Annotated in this window: 25 protein-coding genes; 20 read left to right on the forward strand and 5 right to left on the reverse strand. The window is 58.1% G+C overall.

Annotated elements, in window-relative coordinates; translation table 11 throughout:
- Nucleotides 1-169 precede the first annotated feature (169 nt).
- The 10 genes from BA177_RS18715 (at nucleotide 170) to BA177_RS00115 (ending at nucleotide 11,014) form a co-directional block, all read left to right on the forward strand.
- Nucleotides 170-790, forward strand: coding sequence for a c-type cytochrome (locus tag BA177_RS18715; protein WP_197493236.1), 621 nt, complete (start codon nucleotides 170-172; stop codon nucleotides 788-790).
- A 19-nt stretch (nucleotides 791-809) separates the two neighbouring features.
- Entirely contained in the window at nucleotides 810-1,769 is a 960-nt protein-coding gene (locus BA177_RS00075) for an MBL fold metallo-hydrolase (RefSeq protein ID WP_068611618.1), read from the forward strand.
- A gap of 10 nt (nucleotides 1,770-1,779) precedes the next feature.
- Nucleotides 1,780-2,778 (forward strand): acrylyl-CoA reductase family protein, encoded by a 999-nt coding sequence (locus BA177_RS00080; RefSeq protein WP_068611620.1) that lies wholly within the window; start codon nucleotides 1,780-1,782, stop codon nucleotides 2,776-2,778.
- Nucleotides 2,779-3,033: 255 nt separating this feature from the next.
- Nucleotides 3,034-3,927: a methylisocitrate lyase gene (gene prpB, locus BA177_RS00085; protein WP_068611622.1), complete on the forward strand. Its 894-nt coding sequence runs from the start codon at nucleotides 3,034-3,036 to the stop codon at nucleotides 3,925-3,927.
- Between the two features lie 25 nt (nucleotides 3,928-3,952).
- Nucleotides 3,953-5,074, forward strand: a complete 1,122-nt coding sequence (gene prpC / locus BA177_RS00090) for a bifunctional 2-methylcitrate synthase/citrate synthase (protein ID WP_068611624.1) — start codon at nucleotides 3,953-3,955, stop codon at nucleotides 5,072-5,074.
- Between the two features lie 80 nt (nucleotides 5,075-5,154).
- The gene (locus BA177_RS00095; RefSeq protein WP_068611626.1) at nucleotides 5,155-6,603 is read left to right on the forward strand and encodes a bifunctional 2-methylcitrate dehydratase/aconitate hydratase; all 1,449 of its coding nucleotides are present in this window, start codon (nucleotides 5,155-5,157) and stop codon (nucleotides 6,601-6,603) included.
- 19 nt (nucleotides 6,604-6,622) lie between these two features.
- A complete protein-coding gene (locus tag BA177_RS00100) occupies nucleotides 6,623-8,593 on the forward strand; it encodes a S9 family peptidase (protein ID WP_082989716.1) in 1,971 nt (656 codons plus the stop codon).
- A 2-nt stretch (nucleotides 8,594-8,595) separates the two neighbouring features.
- Nucleotides 8,596-9,252: a 16S rRNA (guanine(527)-N(7))-methyltransferase RsmG gene (rsmG, locus tag BA177_RS00105; protein ID WP_068611628.1), complete on the forward strand. Its 657-nt coding sequence runs from the start codon at nucleotides 8,596-8,598 to the stop codon at nucleotides 9,250-9,252.
- Nucleotides 9,249-10,034: a ParA family protein gene (locus tag BA177_RS00110; RefSeq protein WP_068611630.1), complete on the forward strand. Its 786-nt coding sequence runs from the start codon at nucleotides 9,249-9,251 to the stop codon at nucleotides 10,032-10,034. The genes rsmG and BA177_RS00110 overlap by 4 nt, the downstream gene beginning before the upstream one ends.
- 62 nt (nucleotides 10,035-10,096) lie before the next feature.
- Complete coding sequence (locus BA177_RS00115; protein WP_068611632.1) at nucleotides 10,097-11,014, forward strand: ParB/RepB/Spo0J family partition protein; 918 nt, start codon at nucleotides 10,097-10,099, stop codon at nucleotides 11,012-11,014.
- 35 nt (nucleotides 11,015-11,049) lie between these two features.
- Here the strand turns inward: BA177_RS00115 and BA177_RS00120 are convergent, their stop codons facing one another.
- Nucleotides 11,050-11,406: a cupin domain-containing protein gene (locus tag BA177_RS00120; protein ID WP_068611634.1), complete on the reverse strand. Its 357-nt coding sequence runs from the start codon at nucleotides 11,404-11,406 to the stop codon at nucleotides 11,050-11,052.
- A 154-nt stretch (nucleotides 11,407-11,560) separates the two neighbouring features.
- Nucleotides 11,561-12,724, reverse strand: a complete 1,164-nt coding sequence (locus tag BA177_RS00125) for an EAL domain-containing protein (RefSeq protein ID WP_068611636.1) — start codon at nucleotides 12,722-12,724, stop codon at nucleotides 11,561-11,563.
- A gap of 358 nt (nucleotides 12,725-13,082) precedes the next feature.
- Between BA177_RS00125 and BA177_RS00130 the strand changes: the two genes are divergently transcribed.
- The 9 genes from BA177_RS00130 (at nucleotide 13,083) to BA177_RS00170 (ending at nucleotide 20,127) form a co-directional block, all read left to right on the forward strand.
- Nucleotides 13,083-13,514, forward strand: coding sequence for an ATP synthase subunit I (locus tag BA177_RS00130; RefSeq protein WP_068611638.1), 432 nt, complete (start codon nucleotides 13,083-13,085; stop codon nucleotides 13,512-13,514).
- On the forward strand, nucleotides 13,504-14,349 hold the full coding sequence (gene atpB, locus BA177_RS00135; RefSeq protein ID WP_068611640.1) for a F0F1 ATP synthase subunit A: 846 nt from the start codon (nucleotides 13,504-13,506) through the stop codon (nucleotides 14,347-14,349). The genes BA177_RS00130 and atpB overlap by 11 nt, the downstream gene beginning before the upstream one ends.
- Before the next feature lie 58 nt (nucleotides 14,350-14,407).
- Nucleotides 14,408-14,677 (forward strand): F0F1 ATP synthase subunit C, encoded by a 270-nt coding sequence (atpE, locus tag BA177_RS00140; RefSeq protein ID WP_068611642.1) that lies wholly within the window; start codon nucleotides 14,408-14,410, stop codon nucleotides 14,675-14,677.
- A 59-nt stretch (nucleotides 14,678-14,736) separates the two neighbouring features.
- Nucleotides 14,737-15,204, forward strand: coding sequence for a F0F1 ATP synthase subunit B (locus tag BA177_RS00145; protein WP_408068435.1), 468 nt, complete (start codon nucleotides 14,737-14,739; stop codon nucleotides 15,202-15,204).
- An 18-nt stretch (nucleotides 15,205-15,222) separates the two neighbouring features.
- On the forward strand, nucleotides 15,223-15,786 hold the full coding sequence (locus BA177_RS00150) for a F0F1 ATP synthase subunit delta (protein WP_068611646.1): 564 nt from the start codon (nucleotides 15,223-15,225) through the stop codon (nucleotides 15,784-15,786).
- A 13-nt stretch (nucleotides 15,787-15,799) separates the two neighbouring features.
- Complete coding sequence (gene atpA, locus BA177_RS00155; RefSeq protein ID WP_068611648.1) at nucleotides 15,800-17,341, forward strand: F0F1 ATP synthase subunit alpha; 1,542 nt, start codon at nucleotides 15,800-15,802, stop codon at nucleotides 17,339-17,341.
- Nucleotides 17,342-17,426: 85 nt separating this feature from the next.
- On the forward strand, nucleotides 17,427-18,299 hold the full coding sequence (gene atpG, locus BA177_RS00160; protein ID WP_068611650.1) for a F0F1 ATP synthase subunit gamma: 873 nt from the start codon (nucleotides 17,427-17,429) through the stop codon (nucleotides 18,297-18,299).
- Between the two features lie 11 nt (nucleotides 18,300-18,310).
- Entirely contained in the window at nucleotides 18,311-19,690 is a 1,380-nt protein-coding gene (gene atpD, locus BA177_RS00165) for a F0F1 ATP synthase subunit beta (protein ID WP_068611652.1), read from the forward strand.
- A gap of 20 nt (nucleotides 19,691-19,710) precedes the next feature.
- The gene (locus BA177_RS00170; protein WP_068611653.1) at nucleotides 19,711-20,127 is read left to right on the forward strand and encodes a F0F1 ATP synthase subunit epsilon; all 417 of its coding nucleotides are present in this window, start codon (nucleotides 19,711-19,713) and stop codon (nucleotides 20,125-20,127) included.
- Nucleotides 20,128-20,397: 270 nt separating this feature from the next.
- On the opposite strand, the gene BA177_RS00175 is transcribed toward BA177_RS00170, so the two are convergent.
- Complete coding sequence (locus BA177_RS00175) at nucleotides 20,398-21,288, reverse strand: LysR substrate-binding domain-containing protein (protein WP_068611655.1); 891 nt, start codon at nucleotides 21,286-21,288, stop codon at nucleotides 20,398-20,400.
- Nucleotides 21,289-21,883: 595 nt separating this feature from the next.
- On the opposite strand from BA177_RS00175, the gene BA177_RS00180 reads away from it, so the two are divergent.
- On the forward strand, nucleotides 21,884-23,503 hold the full coding sequence (locus tag BA177_RS00180; RefSeq protein WP_068611657.1) for a purine-cytosine permease family protein: 1,620 nt from the start codon (nucleotides 21,884-21,886) through the stop codon (nucleotides 23,501-23,503).
- A 340-nt stretch (nucleotides 23,504-23,843) separates the two neighbouring features.
- Here BA177_RS00180 and BA177_RS00185 read toward each other — a convergent pair whose 3' ends face one another.
- Nucleotides 23,844-24,296, reverse strand: coding sequence for a RidA family protein (locus tag BA177_RS00185; RefSeq protein ID WP_082989718.1), 453 nt, complete (start codon nucleotides 24,294-24,296; stop codon nucleotides 23,844-23,846).
- Between the two features lie 146 nt (nucleotides 24,297-24,442).
- On the reverse strand, nucleotides 24,443-25,390 hold the full coding sequence (gene lhpI, locus BA177_RS00190) for a bifunctional Delta(1)-pyrroline-2-carboxylate/Delta(1)-piperideine-2-carboxylate reductase (protein WP_068611659.1): 948 nt from the start codon (nucleotides 25,388-25,390) through the stop codon (nucleotides 24,443-24,445).
- Nucleotides 25,391-25,774: the final 384 nt, after the last annotated feature.

Here is a 25,774-nt window from a genome sequence, read left to right on the forward strand (position 1 = left end):
TTGCACGGCGGGAAGACCGTTCTGCGTGCATGCTAGCATGCGGATTCACAGCGGCAGTTTGCGAAATCGGCACCCGGTCTCTGGAAATACGTCGCCGCTGCCACTAACATAGCGGCCTCCTATTGTGTCGGGCACGTCGTCCGACCATCGTAAGTGCCGGAAACCCAACGTGAATATTGTCAACAGATACGCCGCCCTAGCCGCTGCCGTGCTCGCATTCAGCGCGCTTGCTCCAATGACCGCCCACGCCGATGGCAATCCGGAGCAGGGCGAACAGCTTGCCTATACGTGCATGGGGTGCCACGGCATTCCTGGCTATCGCAATGCCTACCCTTCTTACCGGGTACCAAAACTGGGTGGCCAGAAAGCCGCTTACATCGAAACGGCGCTGAAGGCGTATCGCGATGGCAATCGGCCGCACCCGACGATGCAGGCGCAGGGCGAAAGCCTGTCCGACCAGGACATTGCTGACGTTGCGGCCTATTTTCAAGGTGCCGAGATGGCCACGGATTCGGTGACCGCTGACGATATCGCCGGACTGGACGCCGCGAAAACCTGCCTTACCTGCCACGGTGCGCAAAGCGCCGGCATGGTACCGACGCCGGCCACCCTGTCCGGACAGCATCAGGATTATTTGATGCACGCACTGGACCAGTACAAGAGCGGGGCGCGTGCAGGCACGGTGATGTCTGCCTTTGCCGGCATGCTGAGTGACGACGATATCGAAGCCATTGCCCGCTTCTACAGTCGCCGCGACGATGGCGTACACACGCCCGAAAAGTCCGACTGAGCAACGACAGCGGATTGCCATGACCGCGGCGCGTTGCACGCATCTCGATCATGGCATTACGGCGGTGGACACGGACTATGTCCGGCCACTGCTCGCGGCCAGCCATCTCATCAATGAGGGCGGCCGCTGTGCCTTTGTCGACACCGGCAGCAATCACAGCGTGCCGTTTCTGCTCGATGCGCTCCGCCAGCAAGAGCTTGATTCTGCCGCCGTCGATTACGTCTTTCTGACCCACATACACCTGGATCATGCGGGCGGTGCCGGCTTGCTCATGCAGTCATTGCCGAATGCCCGTGCCGTGATTCATCCGCGCGGTGCGCGGCACATGATCGATCCTTCCAAACTGATCAAAGGCTCGCAGGCTGTTTACGGTAAAGAGGTCTTTGCAAGGCTGTACGGTAAGCTCCAGGCTATCGACAAGGAACGGGTAATCGTGGCCGAGGACGGGCAGCGCTTTGACCTCAATGGGCGCGAACTGCATTGCTTCTATACCGAAGGTCATGCCCGGCACCACTATTGTTTGCACGATGCGACAGCGTCCGCGGTGTTCACGGGTGACAGCTTCGGCGTTTCTTACCGGGAACTGGACACGGCCAACGGCGAGTTTGTTTTTCCGACAACGACGCCCGTGCATTTCGATCCGCGCGAAGCGCACCGGACGGTGGACAGGATTATTGCGCTGATGCCGGCCCAATGCCTGCTGACGCACTACAGTCGGGTCAACGATGTTGCGCGCCTGGCCGCGGACCTGCACCAGTGTCTTGATGATTTCGTCGCCATGGCCGAGTCTTGCCGACACAGTGCGACGCGCACCCTGGATCTTGAAGCCGCCATGTTCGACTACCTAGGCGATCGCGCTGTCCAACATGGAGTGGCGGATGACGAGGCACGACTGCGTGCCATTATCGGTATGGACGTCAAACTGAACACGCAGGGACTCGAACACTGGCTTGAGCATGGATCACCGTCTGACCGCTAGAGGATTGCCAATGAGCAGCACAGAAAAATTTCGCGCCTACCGGATCGACAAGGATGAAAACGGTGTAAAAGCCGGCTTTTGCGAGCTCGGGCTGGACGATCTGTCGAGCGGCGACGTGGTAATTCGGGTCAGCCACTCCACGATCAACTACAAGGACGCGCTGGCAGCGACCGGCGCGGGGCGGATCCTGCGCAGCTACCCGCTGGTCGGTGGCATCGATCTGGCCGGCACCGTTGAGCCCAGCGAGAACCCGGTGCTGGAGCCCGGCACCCGGGTGGTCGTCAATGGTTGCGGTTTGAGTGAAACCCGCGACGGCGGCTACGCGGAATTTGCCCGCGTGCCCGCCGATTCGGTGATTACTTTGCCGACCGGTATCAGCCAATTGCTGGCGATGCAGCTGGGCACGGCCGGTTACACGGCGGCGCTGGCCATACACCGCCTGGAACAAAACGGCCAGCTGCCGGAAAACGGCCCGATTGTGGTCACCGGCGCAACGGGCGGGGTTGGCAGCATCGCCATCGACATGCTCGCGGGTCGCGGCTACGAGGTAGTAGCCGTTACCGGCAAAGCCGAACAAGCGGATTACCTGAAATCCATCGGTGCTCAGCGGGTCCTGTTGCGTGACGAAATCGATTTCGGCACACGGCCGATGGAAAAAGCGGAATGGGCCGGCGCCATCGATAATCTGGGTGGCGAGGTCTTGTCCTGGCTGGTGCGCACGACTCAGTATGGCGGCAATATCGCGAGCATCGGCCTGGCCGCGAGTCACGAGCTGCAAACCACAGTTTTGCCTTTCATACTGCGCGCTGTGTGTTTGCTCGGCATCAATTCCGTGGAAACGCCGCGCCTGTTGCGACAGGCCGTCTGGAACCGGATTGGCGGCGATCTGCGGCCACAACACCTCGATGCCATTGCCACGGAAACCGTGGCTTTTGATGACCTGCCGCAGCACTTCCAGCGCTACATCGATGGCAAGGTCACCGGCCGGCTGGTCGTAACCATTCCCTGAACCGCTGTTCGCCGCACAGCCTTCTGCTGGCCGATTGTTCGTCTGTAAACGCGCGTTTTGCTGGTGCGCGGGCGCTTTCCGGACGTGTCTCGTACTGCTATACGTTAAAGGCAGCCGGTCCGCCATTTGGGAAACGCCTGTTCGGTAGTTTAGAATCCGCTGCCCCGGGATTCCCTACGCGCTCCGCTGGCCGAAAAGCCGCTTGATGGCGCGCAGCCCCCGGTTTTAATCCGGATTAGAATTTGGAGGAATGTGATGGCAGCAGGTGGCAGCAAACGATTCTGGCAGGCTCTGGATGCGGAGCGGCCACTGCAAATTGCCGGCACGATCAATGCTTACGCGGCGCTGCTCGCGGAGCGGGCGGGTTTCAAGGCGATCTACCTGTCAGGCGCCGGTGTTGCCAATCACTCCTTCGGTCTTCCCGATCTCGCGATGACCACCCTGAACGATGTCTGCGAAGACATCCGTCGCATTACCTACGCCAGCGAGCTGCCGTTGCTCGTTGATGCCGATACCGGCTGGGGCAGCGCCTTCATGATCGGCCGCACTGTTCGTGAAATGGCGCGTGCCGGTGCTGCTGCCTGCCACCTGGAAGACCAGGTTGCCGTGAAACGTTGCGGTCACCGGCCCGGCAAGGCGCTGGTCGACAGTCGTGAAATGTGTGACCGCATCAAGGCCGCCGTCGATGGCCGGGATGACCAGCAGTTCGGCATCATGGCGCGCACCGACGCCCATGCCGTGGAAGGCCAGCAGGCAGCCATCGACCGCGCCGCGGCGTACGTGGAAGCGGGCGCTGACATGATCTTCGCTGAAGCCCTGACAACCCTCGACGAGTATCGCGAATTTACCACCACCATCAAGGTGCCGGTGTTGTCGAACCTGACCGAATTCGGCCAGACCCCGCTGTTCACGCTCGACGAACTGAAATCCGTCGGGGTGCGCATGGCGCTGTATCCATTGAGTGCCAGCCGGGCCATGGCCGCGGCGGCGCAGAACGTCTACGAGACCTTGCGCCGCGACGGGACGCAGAAAGCGGTCATCGAGCAGATGCAGACTCGTGCCGATTTGTACGAGGTTCTCGGCTACCACGAATACGAACAAAAACTTGATCAGTTGTTTTCCGAACAAGGCATTAAGCGCGACAACTGAAATTCACACCGAGTGAGGACTTAAAATGGCAGCAAGCAAGAAGACTGGTGGACTCGCGGGTGTCGTTGCGGGTGAAACGGCACTCTGTACGGTAGGCAAAGAAGGCGCTGGCCTTACCTACCGCGGCTACGATATTTACGATCTCGCCGCCAACGCCCGCTTCGAGGAAGTGGCCTATTTGCTGATGCACGGGGCATTGCCGACGCAAGCCGAGTTCGATGCCTATGTTGCTCGCCTGAAAACCTTGCGCGGCTTGCCCGATGCCTTGAAGAAGGTGCTGGAAATGGTCCCGGCGCACGCACACCCGATGGACGTGCTGCGCACCGGTGTCTCGATGCTGGGCAACCTGGAGCCTGAAACAGACTTTTCGATGCAGGCAGAGGTGGCCGACAAACTGCTCGCCTGCATCCCGTCGATGCTGTTGTACTGGCATCGCTTTCATACTGACGGCAAACGCATCGACGTGGAAACCGATGACGACAGCGTCGCCGGGCATTTTCTGCACATGCTGCATGACCAGTCACCGTCCGAACTGCATCAGCGCTGTCTGGATACCACGCTGATCCTGTACGCCGAGCATGAATTCAATGCCTCCACGTTTACCGCACGGGTTATTACCGGCACGCTGTCCGATTTCCATTCGGCGGTGACGGGTGCCATCGGCGCTTTGCGCGGTCCGCTGCACGGTGGCGCCAACGAAGCCGCAATGGAGCTGATCCAGAAGTTTTCCTCGCCGGACGAAGCAACCGCAGGTGTGCTCGGCATGCTCGAACGCAAGGAAAAAATCATGGGCTTCGGCCACCGGGTCTACACAACCTCCGATCCCCGCAATTCAGTCAACAAGAAGATGTCGAAACAACTGGCTGAAGAGGCCGGTGATACGCATCTGTACGACGTATCCGAAGCGGTTGAGACTGTCATGTGGGAGCAAAAGAAGCTGTTCGCCAACGCGGATTTTTTTGCCGCCAGCGTCTACCACTACATGGGCATACCGACCTATTTGTTCACGCCGATCTTCGTTTGCTCCCGGATCACGGGCTGGTCCGCGCACATCATGGAACAGCGTTCGAACAACAAGTTGATCCGGCCGGGCGCGGATTACACAGGCCCCGGTTTGCAAACCTGGGTGCCAATTGAACAACGCTAAGCGCACGCACGACACGACCAAACACTCTGCAACGACGCAGCGCGGCACAAGCCGCGCTGCAATCAATTAAAGGAAGCTCCATGTCCGGACACGACATCCGCTCGGCCGAACGGCCGGAACCCGATCAAGTCCTGCGCGATATCGCCGACTACGTTTGCAACGACAGCATCGACTCGGCGCTGGCGTACGAGACCGCACACTATTGCCTGCTCGATACATTGGCTTGTGGCTTTCAGGCGCTGGATTATCCGGCATGCACCAAGCTGCTGGGCCCTGTTGTGCCAGGCGCAACATTGGCTGGTGGCGCGCGGGTGCCGGGCACCTCGTACGAGCTGGATCCCGTGCAGGGCGCATTCAATATTGGCGCGATGGTGCGCTGGCTGGACTTCAACGACACCTGGCTTGCGGCCGAATGGGGACACCCGTCCGATAACCTTGGCGGCATTCTCGCGACGGCTGACTACCTCAGCCGCAAGCATCGCGCGGAAGGCAAAGACCCGCTAACGATGCAGCATGTACTGACCGCCATGATCCGTGCGCACGAAATTCAGGGCGTGCTGGCGCTGGAAAACAGCTACAACCGTGTCGGTCTCGATCACGTGCTGCTGGTGCGCATTGCTTCCACCGCCGTTGTTACCCGCATGCTCGGTGGTGATCGTGAGCAGGTCATCAACGCGGTTTCGAACGCCTGGATCGACGGTGCGGCATTGCGTACCTACCGCCACGCGCCGAACACCGGTTCCCGCAAGAGCTGGGCGGCAGGCGATGCCACGAGTCGCGCCGTCCGCCATGCGCTGATCGCGCTGACCGGCGAGATGGGCTACCCGTCAGCGCTGACCGCGAAGACCTGGGGCTGGTACGACGTACTGTTCAAGGGCAAGCCGTTCGCGTTCACGCAACCTTACGCAAGTTACGTGATGGAAAACATTCTGTTCAAGATTTCCTACCCGGCCGAGTTCCATGCGCAAACCGCTGTAGAGTGCGCGATGCAGCTGCATGGCGACGTGAAAGACCGTATCGATAACATTGAGAAAATCGTTGTTGAAACTCAGGAGCCAGGCGTGCGCATCATTGATAAGACCGGACCGCTCGACAATCCGGCCGATCGCGATCACTGCATCCAGTACATGATCGCCGTGCCCTTGATCTTTGGCCGCCTGACCGCTGCCGACTACGAAAACGACGTCGCGGCGGACCCGCGCATCGATCACCTACGGGGCCTGATGGAAGTCAGCGAAAACAAGCAGTTCACCCAGGACTACTTTGCCGCTGACAAGCGCTACATCGGCAATGCGATCCAGGTGTTCTTTAAAGACGGCAGTTCCACCGACCGGGTTGCCATCGATTTTCCGATTGGCCACCGCCGCCGCCGCGACGAAGGGATTCCGGTGCTGAAGCAGAAGTTTACCGACAGCGTTTCTGGCAAACTGGCGGCGGGTCAGTGGCAAGCACTGGCAGAGCTGGCTGCGGCGCCGGAACAACTGGCGAAAACGGCAGTCGATGACTTCATGGCGCTTCTGGTTGCCTGACCGAATCGGGGAAAAGTAAATGACCTACCGTCTGCTGGGATCGCTGGCACTTCTATCGTTCTCGGCGACGGTATTCGCGCAGGAGCTACGCACGGCCAACAATGGCAACCTGGTAATGGAAGACGTGCCGGTCATTCCCGCCGACGTCGTCTCCGACCTCAACCGTTTCCAGAACGTACGCTCAGCCAGTTTTCTGGACTGGAGCGCCGACGGCAACAGCATCTTCATTAGCACCCGGTTCGCCGACGTGAATCAGTTGCACCGGGTTGATCGGCCGGGTGGGGCACGTCACCAGCTGACGTTTTTTGACGAGCCGCTTACCGGTGTGCTGCGCCGGCCCGGCAGCAACACCCTGAGTTTCCAGCGAGATGCGGGTGGCAGCGAATTCGCACAGCTATTCCTGCTGAACCCCGCTGACGGTACCGCCACGATGTTGAGTGATGGTGAATCGCGCAACGGTGCAACCGTCTGGAACCGGCAGGGCACTCAACTGAGTTACCAAAGTACCCGCCGCAACGGTGCCTCGAACGACATCTGGGTCATGAACCCGGACGAACCGGACGGCGCGCGGCTGGTACTTGAATCGCAAGACGGCAGCTGGTGGGGTCCTGCCGAGTACTCGGCCGCGGGCAGCAAGCTGCTGGCCTACAACTACGTCAGCATTGCCGATTCGCGCATTCATCTGCTGGACCTCGATACCGGTGAACACGTTCGCCTCGCCGGCGGCGGTGAGCAGGCGACCTCCAACTACCCACTGGCGTTCAGCGAGAACGACGAGGGCATCTGGCTTATCACCGACAGTGGCGGCGAGTTCGATCAGCTGGCCTGGCAGGCATTGCAGCCGGGCAGCCAGCCGGAGCTGGTAACGGCGGATATCCCGTGGAATGTCGACGCCGGCGCAATCAGCCATGACCGCAAACGCATTGCGTTCCTGGTCAATGAGGACGGTCGGTCAGCGTTGTACCTGCTGGACACAAAAAGCCGCAAATACCGCCGCGTAGACAGCTTGCCGACGGGTCAGGCATACGGTCTGGAGTTCAGTCCCGATGATCGCAAGCTGGGCCTGACCCTGAACTCGCCGCTGTCGCCCGCCGACAGTTACGTGCTCGAGCTTGGTCAGCGGCCGCTGCAGTCCGGCGCGTTGACCCGCTGGACGTTCAGTGAAGTCGGTGGCCTGGATACCACGCAATTCGTAACGCCGGAACTCGTGCATTACCCGACCTTCGACCAGGTTGACGGCAAACCCCGGCAGATTCCCGCCTGGGTTTACAAGCCACGAGGGCCCGGTCCGTTCCCTGTCGTTATCTCCATACACGGCGGGCCGGAAGGCCAGTCACGTCCGTACTTCAGCAGTACCTACCAGATGTGGCTGGCGAAGCTCGGCGTTGCCGTGGTCGTACCCAACGTGCGTGGCTCGGCGGGCTACGGCAAGAGCTATTTAGCTCTCGACAACGGCTTCAAGCGCGAGGATTCGGTGCGCGACATCGGCGCGTTGCTGGACTGGGTAGCTGAGCAGGACGATCTTAACGCCGACAAGGTAGCGGTCTATGGTGGCAGCTACGGTGGCTACATGGTGCTCGCGAGTGCGGTGCATTACAGCGACCGTCTCGCCGCCGCCGTCGATGTCGTCGGCATCAGCAATTTCGTTACTTTCCTCGAGAATACTCAGGATTACCGGCGCGATCTGCGCCGCGCCGAATACGGCGATGAGCGCGATCCGGCCATGCGGGCGCACTTGCAGAAAATCAGCCCGCTGAACAATGTCTCGCGTATCAAGGTGCCGATGCTGGTCGTACAGGGTGAGAATGACCCGCGCGTGCCGGTTACCGAGGCCGTGCAAATGGTAGCGGCGCTGCGCGCTCAGAGCAGCCCGGTCTGGTATATGAATGCACTCAACGAAGGCCACGGTTACAGAAAAAAAGAGAATCGCGATATCTACCAGCAAGCCATGGTGCTGTTCTTCCGCCAGCATTTGCTCGACGGCAACTAAACATGACCCCGGCCGAGATTGCGACCGCGATCAAACGCGGTGCGGCCCGCTTGCCGCAGGAACTCCCCGATACCGCGGCGGAGCAGCTTGCAGTCCTGCTCCTGGAACTGCAACGCTGGAACGCGCGCGTCAACCTGACCGCGATTCGCGATTTACCGGGAATGATCAGCGGCCACGTGCTCGACAGCCTGACCGCGCAACCGTTGCTGCGGGGTACCCGGATACTGGATGTTGGCACCGGCGCCGGCTTTCCCGGCTTGCCGTTGGCGATTACGAACCCGGAGCTTGCGGTGACCCTGCTGGACAGCAACGGCAAGAAAATTCGCTTTGTGCAGCACATCATCGGCGAGCTGGGCCTCCGCAACGCCAGGACCGTGCACTCGCGGGTCGAGCAGTATGCACCGGAGGAGGGCTTTGATACCGTAATCGCGCGGGCTTTCGCACCTTTGCCGAGAATGCTGGCGCAGACCGGACATCTCATCAATGAAACTGGCATGCTGCTCGCACTCAAGGGAAAATACCCGGCCGCGGAACTTGCCGAGCTTGGCGAGGCCGCCGAACCATGGAAAGCAGACGTGAGCAAACTGAAAGTACCCGGTCTCGAGCAACACGAGCGACACGCAATATGCCTGACGCGACAGGTCGGGGTGTGCGCATGACTCGCATCATTGCGGTCGCCAACCAAAAAGGCGGCGTTGGCAAGACCACCACCTGTGTCAATCTGGCGGCATCGCTGGCGGCAACCCAGCGCCGTGTGCTGCTGATCGATCTCGACCCGCAGGGCAATGCCACGATGGGCTGCGGTGTGGACAAGCGCGAGCTGGAAAGTACCGCGTGCGATGTCTTGTTGGGCGAGGTGTCGGCCGCCGATGCCATTGTTTCAGTGCCGGAAGGCGATTTCGCACTGCTGCCTGGCAACGAAGACCTGACCGTTGCCGAGGTGCAATTGCTGCAGGAAATCGGCCGCGAAATGAAACTCCGCCAGGCACTGAAGCCGGTTGCCGGGCTCTACGACTTCATCCTTATCGACTGCCCGCCGTCGATCAACATGCTGACAGTGAACGCGCTTACGGCAGCGGACGGCGTCCTGATACCGATGCAATGTGAGTACTACGCGCTCGAAGGTCTGTCAGCGTTGTTGAACACCATTGAACAGGTTCGGGCCAGTGTGAACCCGGATCTGAACGTTTTCGGACTGCTGCGCACCATGGTCGATCCGCGCATCAACCTGTCCAACGAAGTATCGGATCAGCTCATCGCGCATTTTGAGGACAAGGTCTTCCGTACCGTCGTCCCGCGCAATGTGCGTTTGGCCGAGGCACCGAGTTTCGGTCGGCCGGTGCTGTACCATGACCGCAATTCCCGTGGTGCTCTGGCGTACCTGGCACTTGCGGGCGAAGTATTGCGGCGCGAAGATGAGCGCGCTTCCGCCGGCCACTGAGAGAAGCTGCTGCAAAACCAGAAGAACAGCGGCCCGGCGAAACCCTCGATGCAGAGACCAACATGACTAAGAAAAAACGACTGGGACGCGGTCTGGAAGCGCTGTTGAGCAAACCGGCTGCCGCGCGCGAGCCGGCTACGGCTACAGCCACGGATCCTGCACCGGCAGGTGCCAGTGGTGACGACGAACTGCGCAATATTCCCATTGAGCAACTGCAACGCGGCCAATACCAGCCACGCGTGGACATGCGGCAGGACACGCTTGAAGACCTTGCGCGTTCAATCGAGGCGCAGGGTGTGGTCCAGCCGATCGTTGTTCGCCCGCTGGATAAAGGTGCCGACGGTCAGCCACGCTACGAAATCATTGCCGGTGAACGCCGTTGGCGCGCATCGCAGCTCGCGCAGCTCGGTGAAATTCCGGCGATCATCAAGCAGATTCCGGATGAAGCGGCCATTGCCATGGCGCTCATCGAGAACATCCAGCGCGAGAACCTGAACCCGTTGGAAGAGGCCCGCGCCCTGGAGCGGCTGATTCGCGAATTCGAGCTGACTCACCAGGAAGCTGCACAAGCGGTAGGCCGTTCACGTGCGGCGGTGAGCAATCTGCTGCGCCTGATGGACCTCAGCGAAAAGGTCAAACCGATGCTGGAGTCGCGCGAGATCGAGATGGGCCATGCGCGCGCATTGCTCGCATTAAGCAATTCTGCGCAACAGCTCGATGCTGCGCGACAGGTTGTGAAAAAGAAGCTGTCCGTCCGCGATACCGAAGCGCTGGTGCGGCGCATGCAGTCCGACCGACCGGCGGCCAAATCCGCCAGCAAGCCAACCGCCAATGCTGACATCCGGCGCCTGGAAACCGAGGTGACCGACAAGCTCGGCGCGACCGTACGTATCGACCATACGGCAAAGGGCAGCGGCAAAATGGTGATTAGCTACAACAACCTCGATGAACTCGACGGCATCCTGAAACACATCAAGTAGCCTGATCCAGGCCGTACTGGCGGAGGGTCGGCCGCTTACTTGGGTTCGACGATGAGGTAGCTCGAGGTTGTCTCGCCAACGTTGAGGACTTCGTGCCATGCGACGCCGTCGCTCGTCCAACTTGCGCCGCTGGTCAGCGACTGAACTCGCGTTCCGCGGGCATCGGTGATCTGCATGCGACCGCCTTCGAGGATGTAGCCGAAATGGGCCGCGTGGAAGTGCCGTACGTGACCGCCGCCGGGCGGGAAAACGCAACGCAGCACACGTTGCCGCGCATCCTCGTGCAGCTTTTCGCAGACGGCGTTACCGTTCCAGCCGGCGTCGAGTGGGTCGGGAAGGTCGGCAGCCAGTGCCAGTGAAGCAAACAGGGACAGAATCAGTAATCGACGCACTGTGGTTTCCGGCAAAGAAAGTGGGCGCGAAAGTCTACCTGTCCTGGTTCGAAAGACCAGCAGGCAACGGTCGGCAGACATCGGAAATCACCCGCCCGGGTCGCCAATGAAATTTTCATGGCCGATATTGTTGCGGGTAAGCCGTGCCTGAGTTTCAGGCTACAGCGTGAATATCGATGCTTTCAGCGCTGTAACCGCTTTGAATCAGGTCAGGCATTACGGCCTCGCTGATCAGGTAACCCTGCAACTTGTCGCATTCAATTTTCTCAAGAAAATCATAGGTTTCCTGTTCTTCGACACCTTCAGCACAGACCGAGATTCCAAGGTTGTGAGCCAGCCCGGTCACGGCCGCGAGCATCTTCTGCACAACGTCGTCTTGCCGGGCACGTTTCAGTGCGGCGGAATGAATCTTGATTTCATCCACTGGCAGCTCAATGAGCTTGCCGAGCGAGGCAGCTGCAATTCCAAAGTGGTCCAGCGAAATTCGAAAACCGCGTTCCCGCAACTGCTTGACGACCTGCAGGTGGGGCGCATTCGAATCAGCAAGGTTGTGCTCGACGATTTCGAACGTGAAGTTCGAGCATTCCAGCCCGCGTTCTTTGACGATGGTTTCGTAGCGATCTGCCAGCTTCGGATTGTTCAGCTGGCTCGAGGCCAGGTTGATACACGCACTAAGCTCGAGCCCGCCCTTTCGCCACCTGAGCAACTGCGCCGCAGCTTCATGCAGCACAAATTCACTCACGGTACGCATCATGCCGAACGCTTCCAGTTCGGGCAGAAAATCCATGGGTCCAACACTGCCCCTGGTCGGGTGCTCCCAGCGCAGCAATGCCTCAACCTCGGCGGTTTTCCAGTTCTGGCCATCGCCACGGACGACTTTCGGTTGGTAGCGTAGCGAGAATTCGCGGTTAACCAGTGCCGAAGCCAGTTCCAGTTCGGGCACACGCAGCAGCGCTTGCCGGCTATTGCGCACGGCGGCCAGCAGCTCGTCATCGTTGAACTTGGGGCGCAGCCACTGGACGTTGGGGATGGAGCCGAGGTCGTCAATCAGGTAATCCTGATTCCGGAGCCGCAGTGCTTCACGATCAACACAAACGACCAGCCCAAGCGGCTGTCGTTTGGCGGCCTTGATCAAGACCGCGACTGTGCCCGCACTGACATCCCGCTTGGTGAGCAGGACGATCCGCCGAAGCGGGTCGGTCAACCGCCGGTCCAGGCTCATTGCTTCCGAAAAGGTGGCCGGGAGCAGGCTGAATCCACGTGCGACATCGATCGTGCTGTGGCTCTTGGCGGCGAGCTCACTGGTCAAAAATTGCATTACATCTCCTGCCAGAACGGCAGTGGTGATTATTCACCGCCGTTTTGGCCACTCTATCCGTGGCAATTGATACTGATGCCGTTATACGCAGGATTGGCGCAGGACATTGTGCGACAGGTCGCATTGTCGAAATTTGACCAATTATGACCTGTGTGGCCTTGACGTTTCGGCATATGGCGTCATACAGGAGGGAGATCGCGGAGGAAATACGGTGGCCCATTCTGTTGCCTTACCCCCACCTCACCACTATAATGCGCGGCCTAAACGCAGGCCCGCTTGGATAGACAGCGATTTCGACGCCACCCACCGCCGGATACCCGGTGGACGTGGCGTTTTTAATGTCGGAGATACGCGAGAAATGACGGTTAAGGCCGGGGAGCAAACCAAAGGCTCCGCAGCTCACCCCCTCATTCGCCTGCTGTTGTTGCAATTGGGCCTATGCGTGGCACTGGCTGTGTTGTTTTGGGGCACGAAAGGACGGGTAGCAGGCTATTCAGCGCTGCTGGGCGGACTTACCTGTGCGATCCCTAACGCCTGGCTGGCGATGCGTCTGGTCGCGCCCCGGCGCGACCCTGGCGCGCGAGCCCTGCTCAACGCGGCCTATATTGGAGAAACGGGGAAGCTCGCGCTGACCTTGACGATGTTTGCACTGATCTTTGCACTGGTACGGCCGATCGCCGCGTTGCCACTGTTTACGACGTTTATCGTCTGTCAACTGGCCACGCTCGCGGGGTTGTTGATGCGCGGTCAGGAACCACACCGAGATACGGATACGACAAATGGCGAGTGAAAGCGGACACGGCCCGGTAAGTTCCGGCGACTACATCCAGCATCACCTGCAGAATCTGCAGCTGTGCCGGGCAGACGGTGAATGGGTCTGGAACCAGTGCGCCGGCAATTTCTGGGCGGTCAATGTCGATTCGATGGTCATTTCGATCGTACTCGGCCTGGTTTTCATTCTGCTATTCCGCAGTGTCGCCAAGAAGTCGACCAAGGGTACTCCGGGTAAAATGCAGGCGGCGGTCGAGATCATCGTCGATTTTGTTGATTCCAACGTCCGCGATACCTTCCATGGCAAGAGCAAGCTGATAGCGCCTTTGGCGCTGACCATCTTTGTCTGGGTCTTCATGATGAATCTGATGGACCTGCTACCGGTGGACTGGCTGCCGTTCACCGCGGCCGCGGTTGGTGTGCCTTACCTGAAGGTTGTGCCAACGGCCGACGTCAACGTCACTTTCGCCATGTCCCTTTCCGTGTTCATTCTAATTGTTGCCTACACAATAAAGAGCAAGGGTGTTGGCGGCTTTGTTGCCGAGCTGACGCTGCATCCGATCGCACCCCCGACCAAGGGTCTCGGCATCATTGCCGCACCACTGATTATCACGTTCAACTTATTGCTTGAAACGGTCTCACTGCTCGCGAAGCCGTTGTCACTGTCTTTACGTTTGTTCGGTAACATGTTTGCCGGTGAGCTGATCTTCATACTTATTGCCCTGGTTGGCTGGTACCAGCTGCCATTGCACTTCGGCTGGGCCGTATTCCACGTTCTGATCGTGACCCTGCAAGCCTTTATTTTTATGATGTTGACTATTGTTTATCTGAGCCTTGCCTCGGCAGAGCACTGATCAACAAACGCACAACCTGTTTTTAATTGTTCGACTTGATCCTCGACAGGAGATACTGATGGAAACTGTTATTGGTTTAACCGCGATTGCCGTCGCGATTATGATTGGCCTTGGCGCACTTGGTGTGGCCCTCGGCATGGGCCTTCTGGGCGGCCGCTTCCTCGAAAGTGCCGCGCGGCAGCCAGAGCTGGCTCCGATGTTGCAGGTCAAGATGTTCCTCGTTGTGGCACTGCTCGATGCTGTGGCCATGATTGGTGTCGGTGTTGGCCTGTTCTTCGCGTTTGCAAACCCGTTCGTTGCCCAGCTGCAGAACGCAACTGGCGGTTGAATGCCGTTTGCTGCAAAGCAAGGGGACAATAGCCCGACCCCAAGGAGTCTCTAGTGGACATTAATATCGGTACCCTGGCCGGCCAGACAATCGCGATGATCGTGTTTGTCTGGTTCTGTATGAAATTCATATGGCCGCCGATCATGAACGCTATCGAAGCGCGCCAGACGCAGATTGCTGACGGCCTGGCGGCCGCCGAGCGCGGTCAGCACAGCCTCGAAAAAGCACAAGCGGAAGCAGACGAAATCATTGCCAACGCCAAAAAGCAGGCGACTGGCATCCTTGACCAGGCGCACAGCCGTGCCAACGAGATCGTTGCCGAGGGCAAGGCTGACGGCGCCAAAGAACGCGACAAGCAGCTCGCTGCGGGTCGTTCCGAGGTCGAGAAGGAAATCAGTCGCGCTCGCGAAGAGCTGCGTGGCCAGGTTTCCGCCATTGCCGTTGCAAGTGCCGAAAAGATTCTGCTGCGCGAGATTGATCCCAAAGCGCATGAAGACATCCTCAGCAAGCTTGCTGCGGAACTGTAACGCGGAGTAAGACTGGCAATGGCAGACAACAACACGATCGCGAGACCGTACGCCCATGCGGCGTTTGACCTCGCACGCGATGCCGGCGAGCTTGGCCCGTGGTCCGACGCGTTAAACATCGCCGGTAGTCTGCTGGCTGACGGGCAGGCCGCCAAGTTTTTGGCCAGCCCGAAGCTGAAAGACGCCGAGCGGCTGACGTTCCTGACCGGTCTGATCACCTCGGCGGGTGGCAATAACGTTGTGTTCGACGGCAGCAACAAGCAGGGCGAGAATTTTCTCAAACTGCTGATTGAGTACGATCGGGTTGATGTGTTGCCTGAAATCGCCGTGCACTTTGACCAGCTCAAGGCGGCAGTCGAGAACACTATCGACGTTACTGTGACAGCAGCGGTCGCGCTGAGTGATGCGCAGCAACAGGAAATTGCGTCGGCATTGAAAGCCCGCCTTGGACGCGACGTTCGGCTCACGATGGAAACAAATGACACACTCATCGGCGGCGCGATCATCCGCGCTGGCGACGTAGTAATTGATGGTTCACTGCGCGCCCGACTGCAAGGTCTGGCTACCGCACTGACCGCATAACGAGGAAAGCAACATGGCACTCAAAGCTTCTGAAATCAGCCAGCTGATTAAAGAGCGAATCGAGAACTTCGAGTCCGCAGCCGAAGCTCGTGACGTTGGCACCGTAATTGGTGTTACTGACGGCATCGTGCGAATCCACGGCCTCGCCGACGCTCGCTACGGCGAAATGCTCGAGTTTCCGCAGAACACCTTCGGCCTGGCTCTGAACCTTGAGCAGGACTCGGTCGGTGCGGTTGTGCTCGGTGATTACAAGCACATCTCTGAAGGCGATACGGTCAAAACCACCGGTCGTATTCTTGAAGTGCCGATTGGCGAGGAGCTGTTGGGTCGCGTTGTTGATTCCCTCGGCGAACCCATCGACGGCAAAGGCCCAATCAGCGCTAAAGAAACCGCGCCGATCGAAAAAGTCGCGCCTGGCGTTATTGAGCGCAAGTCGGTTGATCAGCCGGTACAGACCGGCCTGAAGTCCATCGACTCCATGGTGCCCATCGGTCGTGGTCAGCGCGAGCTGATCATCGGCGATCGCCAGACCGGTAAAACGGCTGTCGCGGTTGATGCCATCATCAACCAGCGAGGCACCGGTATTAAATGTATCTACGTCGCTATCGGTCAGAAAGCCTCGTCGATTGCCGGTGTTGTACGCAAGCTCGAAGAAGAAGGCGCCATGGATCACACGATCGTGGTTGCCGCATCAGCCGCTGACTCGGCGGCAATGCAGTACATCGCACCGTACGCCGGCACGACGATGGGCGAGTACTTCCGCGACCGCGGCCAGGATGCATTGATCATTTTTGACGACCTTACCAAGCAAGCATGGGCGTACCGCCAGATGTCTTTGTTGTTGCGTCGTCCGCCAGGTCGTGAAGCCTACCCGGGTGACGTGTTTTATCTTCACTCCCGATTGCTGGAACGCGCGGCACGAGTCAGTGCCGAGTACGTTGAAGAATTCACCGGCGGCAAAGTGAAAGGCCAATCCGGTTCGCTGACCGCTCTGCCAATTATTGAGACCCAGGCTGGTGACGTGTCGGCCTTCGTACCGACCAACGTAATCTCGATTACCGACGGCCAGATCTTCCTCGAAACCGACCTTTTCAACGCCGGTATTCGTCCTGCTATCAACGCCGGACTGTCCGTATCGCGCGTTGGTGGCGCGGCCCAGACCAAGATCATCAGGAAGCTCGGCGGTGGCGTGCGACTCGCCCTCGCGCAGTACCGTGAGCTGGCCGCCTTCGCCCAGTTTGCCTCGGATCTCGACGAGACCACCCGCAAGCAGCTTGAGCGTGGTCAGCGGGTGACCGAGTTGATGAAGCAGAAACAGTACTCGCCGCTATCCGTTGCTGAAATGGGCCTTTCGCTGTACGCAGCGAACGAAGGTTTCATCGACAAGGTCCCGGTAAACAAGGTTGTCGCCTACGAAGAAGCGTTGCATGACTTTGCGCGGGCGAAACACGGTGACCTGATCGACAAGATCAATGCCAGCGGTGATTACAGCGAGGACATTCAGGCTGGCCTGAAAGCGGCTTGCCAGGACTTCGCTGACAATGGCGCGTTCTAGTAGTTCGCAGCAAACCATGTGGGAATGACCGAGAGGTCTGACGCACTCTTAAGCACGCAGTAAACGACGGAAACAGAGATACGATATGGCGGGCGAAAAAGAAATTCGCACCAAGATCCGCAGCGTTAAAAACCTGCAGAAGATCACCAAAGCGATGGAGATGGTCGCAGCCAGCAAGATCCGCAAAGCGCAGGATCAGATGGAAGCGTCGCGTCCCTACGCCCAGCGTATCCGTCGCGTTGTCGGTCACCTTGCGCTTGCCAATCCGGACTACAGGCATCCGTACCTGATTGAGCGCGAAGTGAAACGCGTTGGTTACATCGTCATTTCCAGCGACCGTGGAATGTGCGGCGGCTTGAACGTCAATTTGTTCAAGAAAGTCATCGGCGAAGTCAGCCAGTGGCAGGAAAAGGGCGTTGAGGTCCAGTACTCGCTGGTGGGTTCGAAGGCCGTGCAGTTCTTCAAGCGCCTGGGTGGCAAGGTGCTGGGTACCACTACCCACATTGGCGATCGCCCGAGCGTCAACGAATTGATCGGCTCGATAAAGGTCATGCTCGACGCTTACACCGAAGGTGAGATCGACCGCCTGTACCTCGTGAACAACAAGTTTGTAAATACAATGACGCAGTCACCAACGGTGACGACCTTGCTGCCGGTTAGCCAGATCGACCTTGGCGAGGAATCATTGCAGGATCATTGGGATTACATCTACGAGCCCGATGCCACGGAGCTGCTCGACGATGTACTGATGCGGTATATCGAATCCCAGGTTTACCGCGGCGTGGTAGAGAACCTGGCCAGCGAAATGGCAGCGAAAATGGTGGCCATGAAGTCCGCTACAGACAACGCCGGTGACATCATCGAAGATTTGCAGCTTGCCTATAACAAGGCGCGACAGGCAGCGATCACCCAGGAAATTTCAGAAATTGTAGGCGGCGCAGCTGCCGTCTCAGGTTAGAGGTCAAAATAATGAGCACCGGAACAACTGTGCAGATCATTGGCGCTGTCGTGGACGTGGAGTTCCCGGCCGATGCCATCCCCAAGATTTACGATGCGCTCGTCATTGAAGAAGGCGACATCACGCTTGAAGTGCAGCAGCAGCTCGGCGACGGTGTGGTGCGCACGATTGCGATGGGTGCCAGTGAAGGCCTGAAGCGTGGCATGAACGTCCGCAATACCGGCGCAGCCATCCAGGTACCGGTTGGTGCGAAGACACTCGGCCGCATCATGGACGTGCTCGGCAAGCCTATCGACAACAAAGGCCCGATCGGTGCAGAAACGGAAATGCCGATTCACCGCGCAGCGCCGACTTACGAAGAACAGGCGGCTGCCACCGAACTGCTGGAGACCGGCATCAAGGTCATCGACCTGATCATGCCCATCGCCAAGGGCGGCAAAATCGGCCTGTTCGGCGGTGCTGGTGTCGGCAAGACGGTAACCCTGATGGAGCTCATCCGTAACATCGCGGCTGAGCACTCCGGATACTCGGTATTTGCCGGTGTTGGTGAACGTACTCGTGAGGGTAACGACTTTTACCACGAGATGACCGAGTCGAACGTTATCGACAAAGTATCGCTGGTCTACGGTCAGATGAACGAGCCACCGGGCAACCGTCTGCGTGTGGCACTCACCGGACTGACCATGGCCGAAGCATTCCGCGACGAAGGCCGTGACGTCTTGATGTTCATCGATAACATCTACCGTTACACCCTGGCCGGAACGGAAGTATCCGCACTGCTTGGTCGTATGCCATCGGCCGTGGGCTATCAGCCGACGCTTGCTGAAGAAATGGGCGTACTCCAGGAACGCATTACCTCCACCAAGACCGGTTCCATTACCTCCTTCCAGGCCGTTTACGTTCCTGCGGATGACTTGACCGACCCGTCGCCTGCCACGACCTTTGCTCACCTGGATGCAACGCTGGTTCTGTCCCGCCAGATTGCCGAACTGGGCATCTACCCGGCCGTTGACCCGCTCGACTCAACCAGTCGTATTCTCGATCCGCTGGTTATCGGTCAGGAACATTACGACTGCGCCCGCGGCGTCCAGGCAGTTCTGCAGCGCTACAAGGAATTGCAGGACATCATCGCAATTCTCGGTATGGACGAGCTGTCAGAAGACGACAAACTGTCCGTTACCCGCGCTCGCAAAATCCAGCGCTTCCTGTCGCAACCGTTCTTCGTTGCTGAGACCTTCACAGGTAGCCCGGGTAAGTACGTTTCTCTTGCCGAGACCATCCGTGGCTTCAACGGCATCGTCAACGGCGATTACGATCATCTTCCCGAGCAGGCGTTTTACATGGTTGGCTCGATCGAAGAAGCGGTCGAAAAAGCCAAGAAGATGCAATAAGCATCGATCAGGAATAGACAATGGCAACGATCCAGGTCGACATCGTATCCGCCGAAGGCGAACTCCATTCGGGCGATGCCAGTATGGTTTTCGCACCGGCCAGCATGGGCGAGATCGGTATCGCACCGCGCCATGCGCCGCTGCTCACCACCCTCAAACCGGGTGAAGTTCGGGTTGAGGATACGGACGGCAAGGAGCACTTTTTCTACATCACGGGTGGCATGCTCGAGATTCAGCCGCACCTGGTCACCGTGCTGGCCGATACGGCATTGCGCGGTGAACAGCTGGACGAAGCCGCTGCGCTGAAAGCGCAACAGGATGCTGAAGAGAGCCTGAAGGGCGCCTCTGGCCACACCGACCTCAAGCGCGCGCAACTGGAATTGGCGGAAGCGCAGGCCCGTTACCGGGCGTCCCAGCGTTTGAAAGGCAAGAAATAGCGCCAACGCGAATCTTGCTCAACCGCTGCCTGAACATTGGACGCGGTAACCATACAAAATGCCGGGCCGGTAGCAAACCGCCCGGCATTTTTTTTGCTGAATCAGGCCCAGTACTGACCGGCTGCGTGATCCGTCGAAACGACGAAGCTTCAATCGAAGCCTGTCAGACGTCTGTCGTTCCCGAGCGTTGAAACCAGGCGCTGAATGCGGCGTGTGGGGCCAGCGGCCGATCTCCGCCCGGCATCAGGCAGGGCGCTGTAAAGCGCTCGATCAGCCTCTCATTTCATCGACGAGCCACTGGCGAAAGGCCACCAGCGGCGGAAACTCGGCGCGGTCCGTCGGCCAGAAAAGATAATACCCGCCGTTGGTCTGCATGGGGCGGTCAATGGCGCAGACCAATGATGATCGTTTCAATTCTTCCTCGAACAGAAAGGTCGGTAACAGGGCAACCCCGAGACCGGCAACTGCGGCGGCCGCCGCTGTTGCCAACTCGTCGAACAACATGCCACGCACATGATCCGCTTCGACATCGTTATTCGTTAACCATTGCTCCCAACCATCCGGGCGCGACTTCAGATGTAATAGCGGCGCTTTTCGAACATCTTTCGGTTCTTTGAATGAGTACTTTTTCATCAGCTCGTGATTGCAATAGGGCAATACCACGTCATTCGACAAAAACGCACTTTGCGCCTCCGCCCAGTCTTTCGTGCCATAGTGCAACGCCGCGTCTACCGATTTCTTTCGAAAATCAAACGGCGCGCTCTGGGTAACCAGGTTCAGCTTAATATCCGGATTCAAATTCAGAAATTTCGGCAGGCGTGGCACCAGCCAGTTTTTGCCGAAGGTCGGCATTACCGCAAGATTAAGGACTCCCCCGGACGGGTTCGCCCGCAAATTCATTGAGGCAGCGCCGATGTGTTCCAGGCTCTCGCGTATCTCTCTCGCGTACGCGCGGCCGGCGTCTGTCAGACGAATCGTTTGTCGTTCACGCCAGAACAACGGTACTTCCAGCTGCGATTCCAACAACTTTATCTGCCGGCTCACTGCACTTTGCGTGAGGTTCAAATATTCGGCTGCTGCTGTAACGCTGCCGGTCCTTGCAGCCGCTTCAAATGCGGAGAGTGTTGCTAAAGAAGGTAAAAACCTGCGCGGTATCTTCATGTAACTTCATTCCACCTTGGAATAATGTATTGCGAAACATCTCGTATCTTGTGCCGGAACGCTTGTCCATTATATGTACAAGTTGTTTGAAGTCGTCAAGACAATAAAAGTCACAAACGATTTCCCAAAAATAATAATTCGTCAGCAAAATTCAGAAGCTGCCGGGAGCTAACTCGCACCTGATATTGATAGCAACGGACAGCCGTTATGCGCACAGAACAGTTACGTCACACCTTAATGCTGAATGCTCTTTTTGTTCGTCAGCAGCATTGCCCATCATCACGACGGCGCGTCGCCGGCGCAATCATAGCGTTCGAATGAACGACGCGGGGCGCCAGTCTTTGTTCAGTAGACCTGACAAGTACCCTCAGCGTCTATCCGTCGCGTCAAATATCTTCATCTTGTTATCCGGACGCCGCGCCAATCTGAATCGTTCGGCCATGCTCTGAGATCGCAAGACATTACCGAGATACACCGTACCCATTGAAATTGGAAATAGTCATCACGAAACGGACATGCTTGCGGTATCGGAACTCCTGAACACCCGTTGTTCCGAAACAGTCGCGATGCAGGTCACCGCTTGAAAGGAGAAAACATGTCTGCTCCAGGTCGAGATCTTGTACCGCTCGAGATTAGTTACACCGATGATCCACGTGTTGTGAAGGAAGCCGCCACCGAGGATTACACTACCCACGTAGTCCCGTACTCTTGGCGCAGTAGCAAGAAATCTCTTTCCATGTCGTGGTCTTCGCTGGTCAGCGGCATTTTCTACCTCGTAACCGCCGCGACGATTGCCAGTGTCGTAGGTACTGTGGATACCCTGATCGGTATTGTCCTCGCGTGTACCGCATTCGGGGTCCTGGGTCATGTAATTTCGAAGTACTCTGCACAAACAGGACTGACTGTCGCGTTGATCTCGCAACGGCTGTTTGGCGCATCCGGATCCATAGTTGCGCCGTTAATCCTGACCGCGACGGCCATGTACTACGCCGTCTTCGAAAGTACGATGATTGCGCACGCTTTCGACTCCTATTTCGGTGGACTGGATATTCGCGTCTGGTATGCCGTCGCCGTGTTGATGAACCTGCCCCTGGTTATGGGCGGCATACGACGCTGGATGGACAAGTACAATGCGCTGTTGCTGCCGATTTACTGGGCGGGACTCATTATTGTTGTAGCGATGGCCGCTGCCCGCTTCGATACTGCGGGTTGGCTGACACACATGCCGTCCTCTGCCCCTGATCTCAATGCGCCCGGCTGGTTGTACGCGTTCTTCGTCTACCTTGGTGTGCTTGTACTGATGATGTTCACCGTTGATTTCGCTCGCTTTGGCAAAGTGGAAGATGCGAAGTTTAACGGCGTAGTCACCTTTGGCCCGGTGTTCTACGCGTTTTGTTATCTTGGTAACGGTTTGCTTGGCATTTACATCGCTTACGCCGCAGGCCTGTCCGGAGAAGTTTCTACAGCAGGTATCGTGAATTTCATCGTGACGCTTATGGGCGGCTGGGGCTTGATTCTGGTGTGGGTCACTCAGGCACGCATCAACACCGCCAACTTCTATGTTGCATCAACCAACATGGAGGATCTCTGGGCAAGACTGTTCCGCCACAAGATATCGCGGGTTGGCGCGGTGATGGTCTGCGGCGTCATTGTCTACGCCTGCATGCTCACCGACGTACTCAGCTATTTGTTCGTTGCACTCGCGTGGCAGGGAGCATTTATCGCATCCTGGGTGGCGATCATGCTTATCCATGTCATCCGGGCGAAGGAAGAGCTTACTGAATTCCGCACTGGCCGCCTTGCCAGCTTCAGTGCCGGTGCGTGGATCTGGATTGGCAGCTCACTGTTTGGTGTTCTGTTCTATGAGTACGGCGGTTCTGCCGGTATCGTCTGGTCGACCCCGGTCACGTTCATCATTAGTGGTTTCCTGTATGCAATGACCTACGAGGTTCAGCGCAGAAAGATTCTGCTGCAGCGCGCCGGTGATCCACGCAACGAAGTCAATAATGTCTGGGAAGCCCGCGTGAAATGCCACGTGTGTGACCACAGTTATATCGCCATCGAAATGGATCGGGACCCCAGTACTGAGGGCAGTCCGGCGATTTGTCTGGCCTGTTCAAGGATAAATCTGAGCTACCGCCGGGCCTGTATCGCCGAACACGAACGCACTGTAATCGGCAGAGCGTCAACCACGCCTGCGGAGCTGCCAACGTAAGCCGGCAAATGTCTGTCGACGGGTTACCGTCGAGTTTGTAATCGTTGCGGCCGGCTGCTTTGATCCCCCCTCGGCCGGTCGCAACGAATTGCCCTAGGGCTGTCAACAACCGTAAACACGACTCGCCTGATGCCCGCGAACGCGCCAAAGTAACCTGCTGCAGCCGCTCAACCGAATTCGAATAAGCGGGGAATCGTCATAAGGTGGCGGGCGTCCGCGCTGACCAGCGCGACCTCAGAGCAGCGCCAACCTGTCTCCAGATACGCCTGGAAGCAGGTATCGATAGCTGGCGGGCCGCGGGGACATCCTTGTCCCCTTGCCCGTGTTCAGAGTCTCAGCGCTACTGCGGAACGTGCGCCAAACAAACAACCTCGACCAATAATCCGAACGCCATTCCGTTGGTAGCGAAGGAACTGCGGGCTGGCCGCTGCCCGGGGGTGAAAAAAGTGACGTAGATGTCATTGAAATCCGACCATGTCGCCATGTCTGCCAGCATAACGGTGCACTTGAAGACATCGTCCATGCTGCCGCCCTGTTGGGCTACCGCTGAGGACAGGTTTTCCATGGCGAGGCGAGTCTGGGCCTTGATCCCCGCCGGGATACTTCCGTCCGGGCGAATACCGACCTGACCCGACAGGTAAAGCACGTCGCCAACCCTGACGGCATCCGAGTACGGTTTGTCGAGTCCGCTGGCGAAAAATTCAATTGGCTTGCGGCTATCGGCCGAAACTGCACAGCCTGTACCCAGGACCAGTGCAACGCACAGACTACCGATCAGAAAAATCCTATTCATCAACTAACGTCTCCAAGCGACAAGAAAAAAGTCGTAACTGAATGACCAACGGAACCTTTGCCGGTCGCTGCTGCCTGGCGGAAAACCGCTGGATCGCGCGTATCGGGCCGGCGTGCGCTCACCCGCTGGGCAACGCCATCGTCGATTCAGTTGTGGTGATTGGACTGCCTGACCGCAAGTTCGGCCGCGGCCAGGTCTTCGAGTGCCGAGCCGACCGATTTGAACAAGGTCGTCGCATCCGGCGAACGCCGCTGGTCACAGGTGCCGCGCGTGAGTGCGAACAGGTCGCCCACGATATCGGCTCTATCCAGTGCGCCGCTCTTCATCGCTTTGACGATCTCACCGGCTTCGACGAGCGCGCCCGCATAAGTGTCGACATAAACGTCCGCCAATGACATTGCTGCGTCATCCGCCTCGCACATCTCGGGCGTGAACGAGCCAACCAGATCCACGTGCTGACCGCCACGCAAGCCGGAACCCTCAATCAAAGGTTCGGATGCCAGTGTCGCACAGGAGATAATGTCGGCCTCTTTGACCGCGGGCTGAATGTCTTCTACGACCGTTACTGAATACCGTTCATTCGCCAGGCTGTCTGCCACGGCACGAGCGGCGTCCGGCCTGCGGCCCCAGATCATTACTCGCTCAAGTGGGCGCACGGTGGCGTGGGCCCTAATAAGGTGGGGTGCCAACTTGCCGGTACCGACCATCAACAATGTCGATGCATCGGCTCGCGACAAATACCGCGAAGCCAGCGCCGACGCAGCGGCAGTGCGTCGCAAGGTCAACTCCGCGCCGTCCAGTATCGCAACAGGTTGGCCGGTAGTTCCGTCCAGCAACAGGTAGCTGGCATTCACTGACGGCAAGCTCTTTTTCATATTGCCCGGAAAAACCGTAGCGATCTTGATGCCCAGCGCGTTACCTGTGCGCCAGGCCGGCATCAGTAGCAGCGTGCCGTCTGCCTCATCCGGGACTTTAATCTGATGATGCGCCCGGTCCGGGACGTCAATATCGCTGCGAAATGCATCCTCCAGCGCGTCGATGAGTAAATCATACGGTAAAGATTGAGCAACAGCTTGTGCGTTAAACGTCAACATTCAGAAATAGTTCCTGCGTATTTGTGCGCCATTGGTGGATCAAGTGTGAGTGTGGAAAGCAGAAACACCCACTCAAACTGGCCGTTATCGCGCTACTGAACTTCGGCGTCGCGTTGGTCTGTCAACAGGATAACCAAATTCCACCATCACGTTCACGCACAAAACATAACAACAGGCGACAGACGATGCCGTTGTCATCAGTCCTGTACTCAAGGCCCGCAATTCTTAACAGGCGCTGGCTTTCCCACTTGTCGCGAACAATTACGGCCAGTGTCGAACGTTCATGCCCACTTCATCTTGCAGAGCATTATTAACCGGGGCATTGGGCACTGGTCATTACAATTTTGAACTACATGTTGCCGAAACCTCGTTTTTAATCATCAG

The sequence above is a fragment of the Woeseia oceani genome (assembly GCF_001677435.1).
Lineage (GTDB): Bacteria > Pseudomonadota > Gammaproteobacteria > Steroidobacterales > Woeseiaceae > Woeseia > Woeseia oceani.

Coding starts and splice junctions, on each gene's coding strand:
- BA177_RS00075 (WP_068611618.1), top strand. CDS start 810: ATGACCGCGGCGCGTTGCACGCATCTCGATCATGGCATTACGGCGGTG.
- BA177_RS00080 (WP_068611620.1), top strand. CDS start 1,780: ATGAGCAGCACAGAAAAATTTCGCGCCTACCGGATCGACAAGGATGAA.
- prpB (WP_068611622.1), top strand. CDS start 3,034: ATGGCAGCAGGTGGCAGCAAACGATTCTGGCAGGCTCTGGATGCGGAG.
- prpC (WP_068611624.1), top strand. CDS start 3,953: ATGGCAGCAAGCAAGAAGACTGGTGGACTCGCGGGTGTCGTTGCGGGT.
- BA177_RS00095 (WP_068611626.1), top strand. CDS start 5,155: ATGTCCGGACACGACATCCGCTCGGCCGAACGGCCGGAACCCGATCAA.
- BA177_RS00100 (WP_082989716.1), top strand. CDS start 6,623: ATGACCTACCGTCTGCTGGGATCGCTGGCACTTCTATCGTTCTCGGCG.
- rsmG (WP_068611628.1), top strand. CDS start 8,596: ATGACCCCGGCCGAGATTGCGACCGCGATCAAACGCGGTGCGGCCCGC.
- BA177_RS00110 (WP_068611630.1), top strand. CDS start 9,249: ATGACTCGCATCATTGCGGTCGCCAACCAAAAAGGCGGCGTTGGCAAG.
- BA177_RS00115 (WP_068611632.1), top strand. CDS start 10,097: ATGACTAAGAAAAAACGACTGGGACGCGGTCTGGAAGCGCTGTTGAGC.
- BA177_RS00125 (WP_068611636.1), bottom strand. CDS start 12,724: ATGCAATTTTTGACCAGTGAGCTCGCCGCCAAGAGCCACAGCACGATC.
- BA177_RS00130 (WP_068611638.1), top strand. CDS start 13,083: ATGACGGTTAAGGCCGGGGAGCAAACCAAAGGCTCCGCAGCTCACCCC.
- atpB (WP_068611640.1), top strand. CDS start 13,504: ATGGCGAGTGAAAGCGGACACGGCCCGGTAAGTTCCGGCGACTACATC.
- atpE (WP_068611642.1), top strand. CDS start 14,408: ATGGAAACTGTTATTGGTTTAACCGCGATTGCCGTCGCGATTATGATT.
- BA177_RS00150 (WP_068611646.1), top strand. CDS start 15,223: ATGGCAGACAACAACACGATCGCGAGACCGTACGCCCATGCGGCGTTT.
- atpA (WP_068611648.1), top strand. CDS start 15,800: ATGGCACTCAAAGCTTCTGAAATCAGCCAGCTGATTAAAGAGCGAATC.
- atpG (WP_068611650.1), top strand. CDS start 17,427: ATGGCGGGCGAAAAAGAAATTCGCACCAAGATCCGCAGCGTTAAAAAC.
- atpD (WP_068611652.1), top strand. CDS start 18,311: ATGAGCACCGGAACAACTGTGCAGATCATTGGCGCTGTCGTGGACGTG.
- BA177_RS00170 (WP_068611653.1), top strand. CDS start 19,711: ATGGCAACGATCCAGGTCGACATCGTATCCGCCGAAGGCGAACTCCAT.
- BA177_RS00175 (WP_068611655.1), bottom strand. CDS start 21,288: ATGAAGATACCGCGCAGGTTTTTACCTTCTTTAGCAACACTCTCCGCA.
- BA177_RS00180 (WP_068611657.1), top strand. CDS start 21,884: ATGTCTGCTCCAGGTCGAGATCTTGTACCGCTCGAGATTAGTTACACC.
- BA177_RS00185 (WP_082989718.1), bottom strand. CDS start 24,296: ATGAATAGGATTTTTCTGATCGGTAGTCTGTGCGTTGCACTGGTCCTG.
- lhpI (WP_068611659.1), bottom strand. CDS start 25,390: ATGTTGACGTTTAACGCACAAGCTGTTGCTCAATCTTTACCGTATGAT.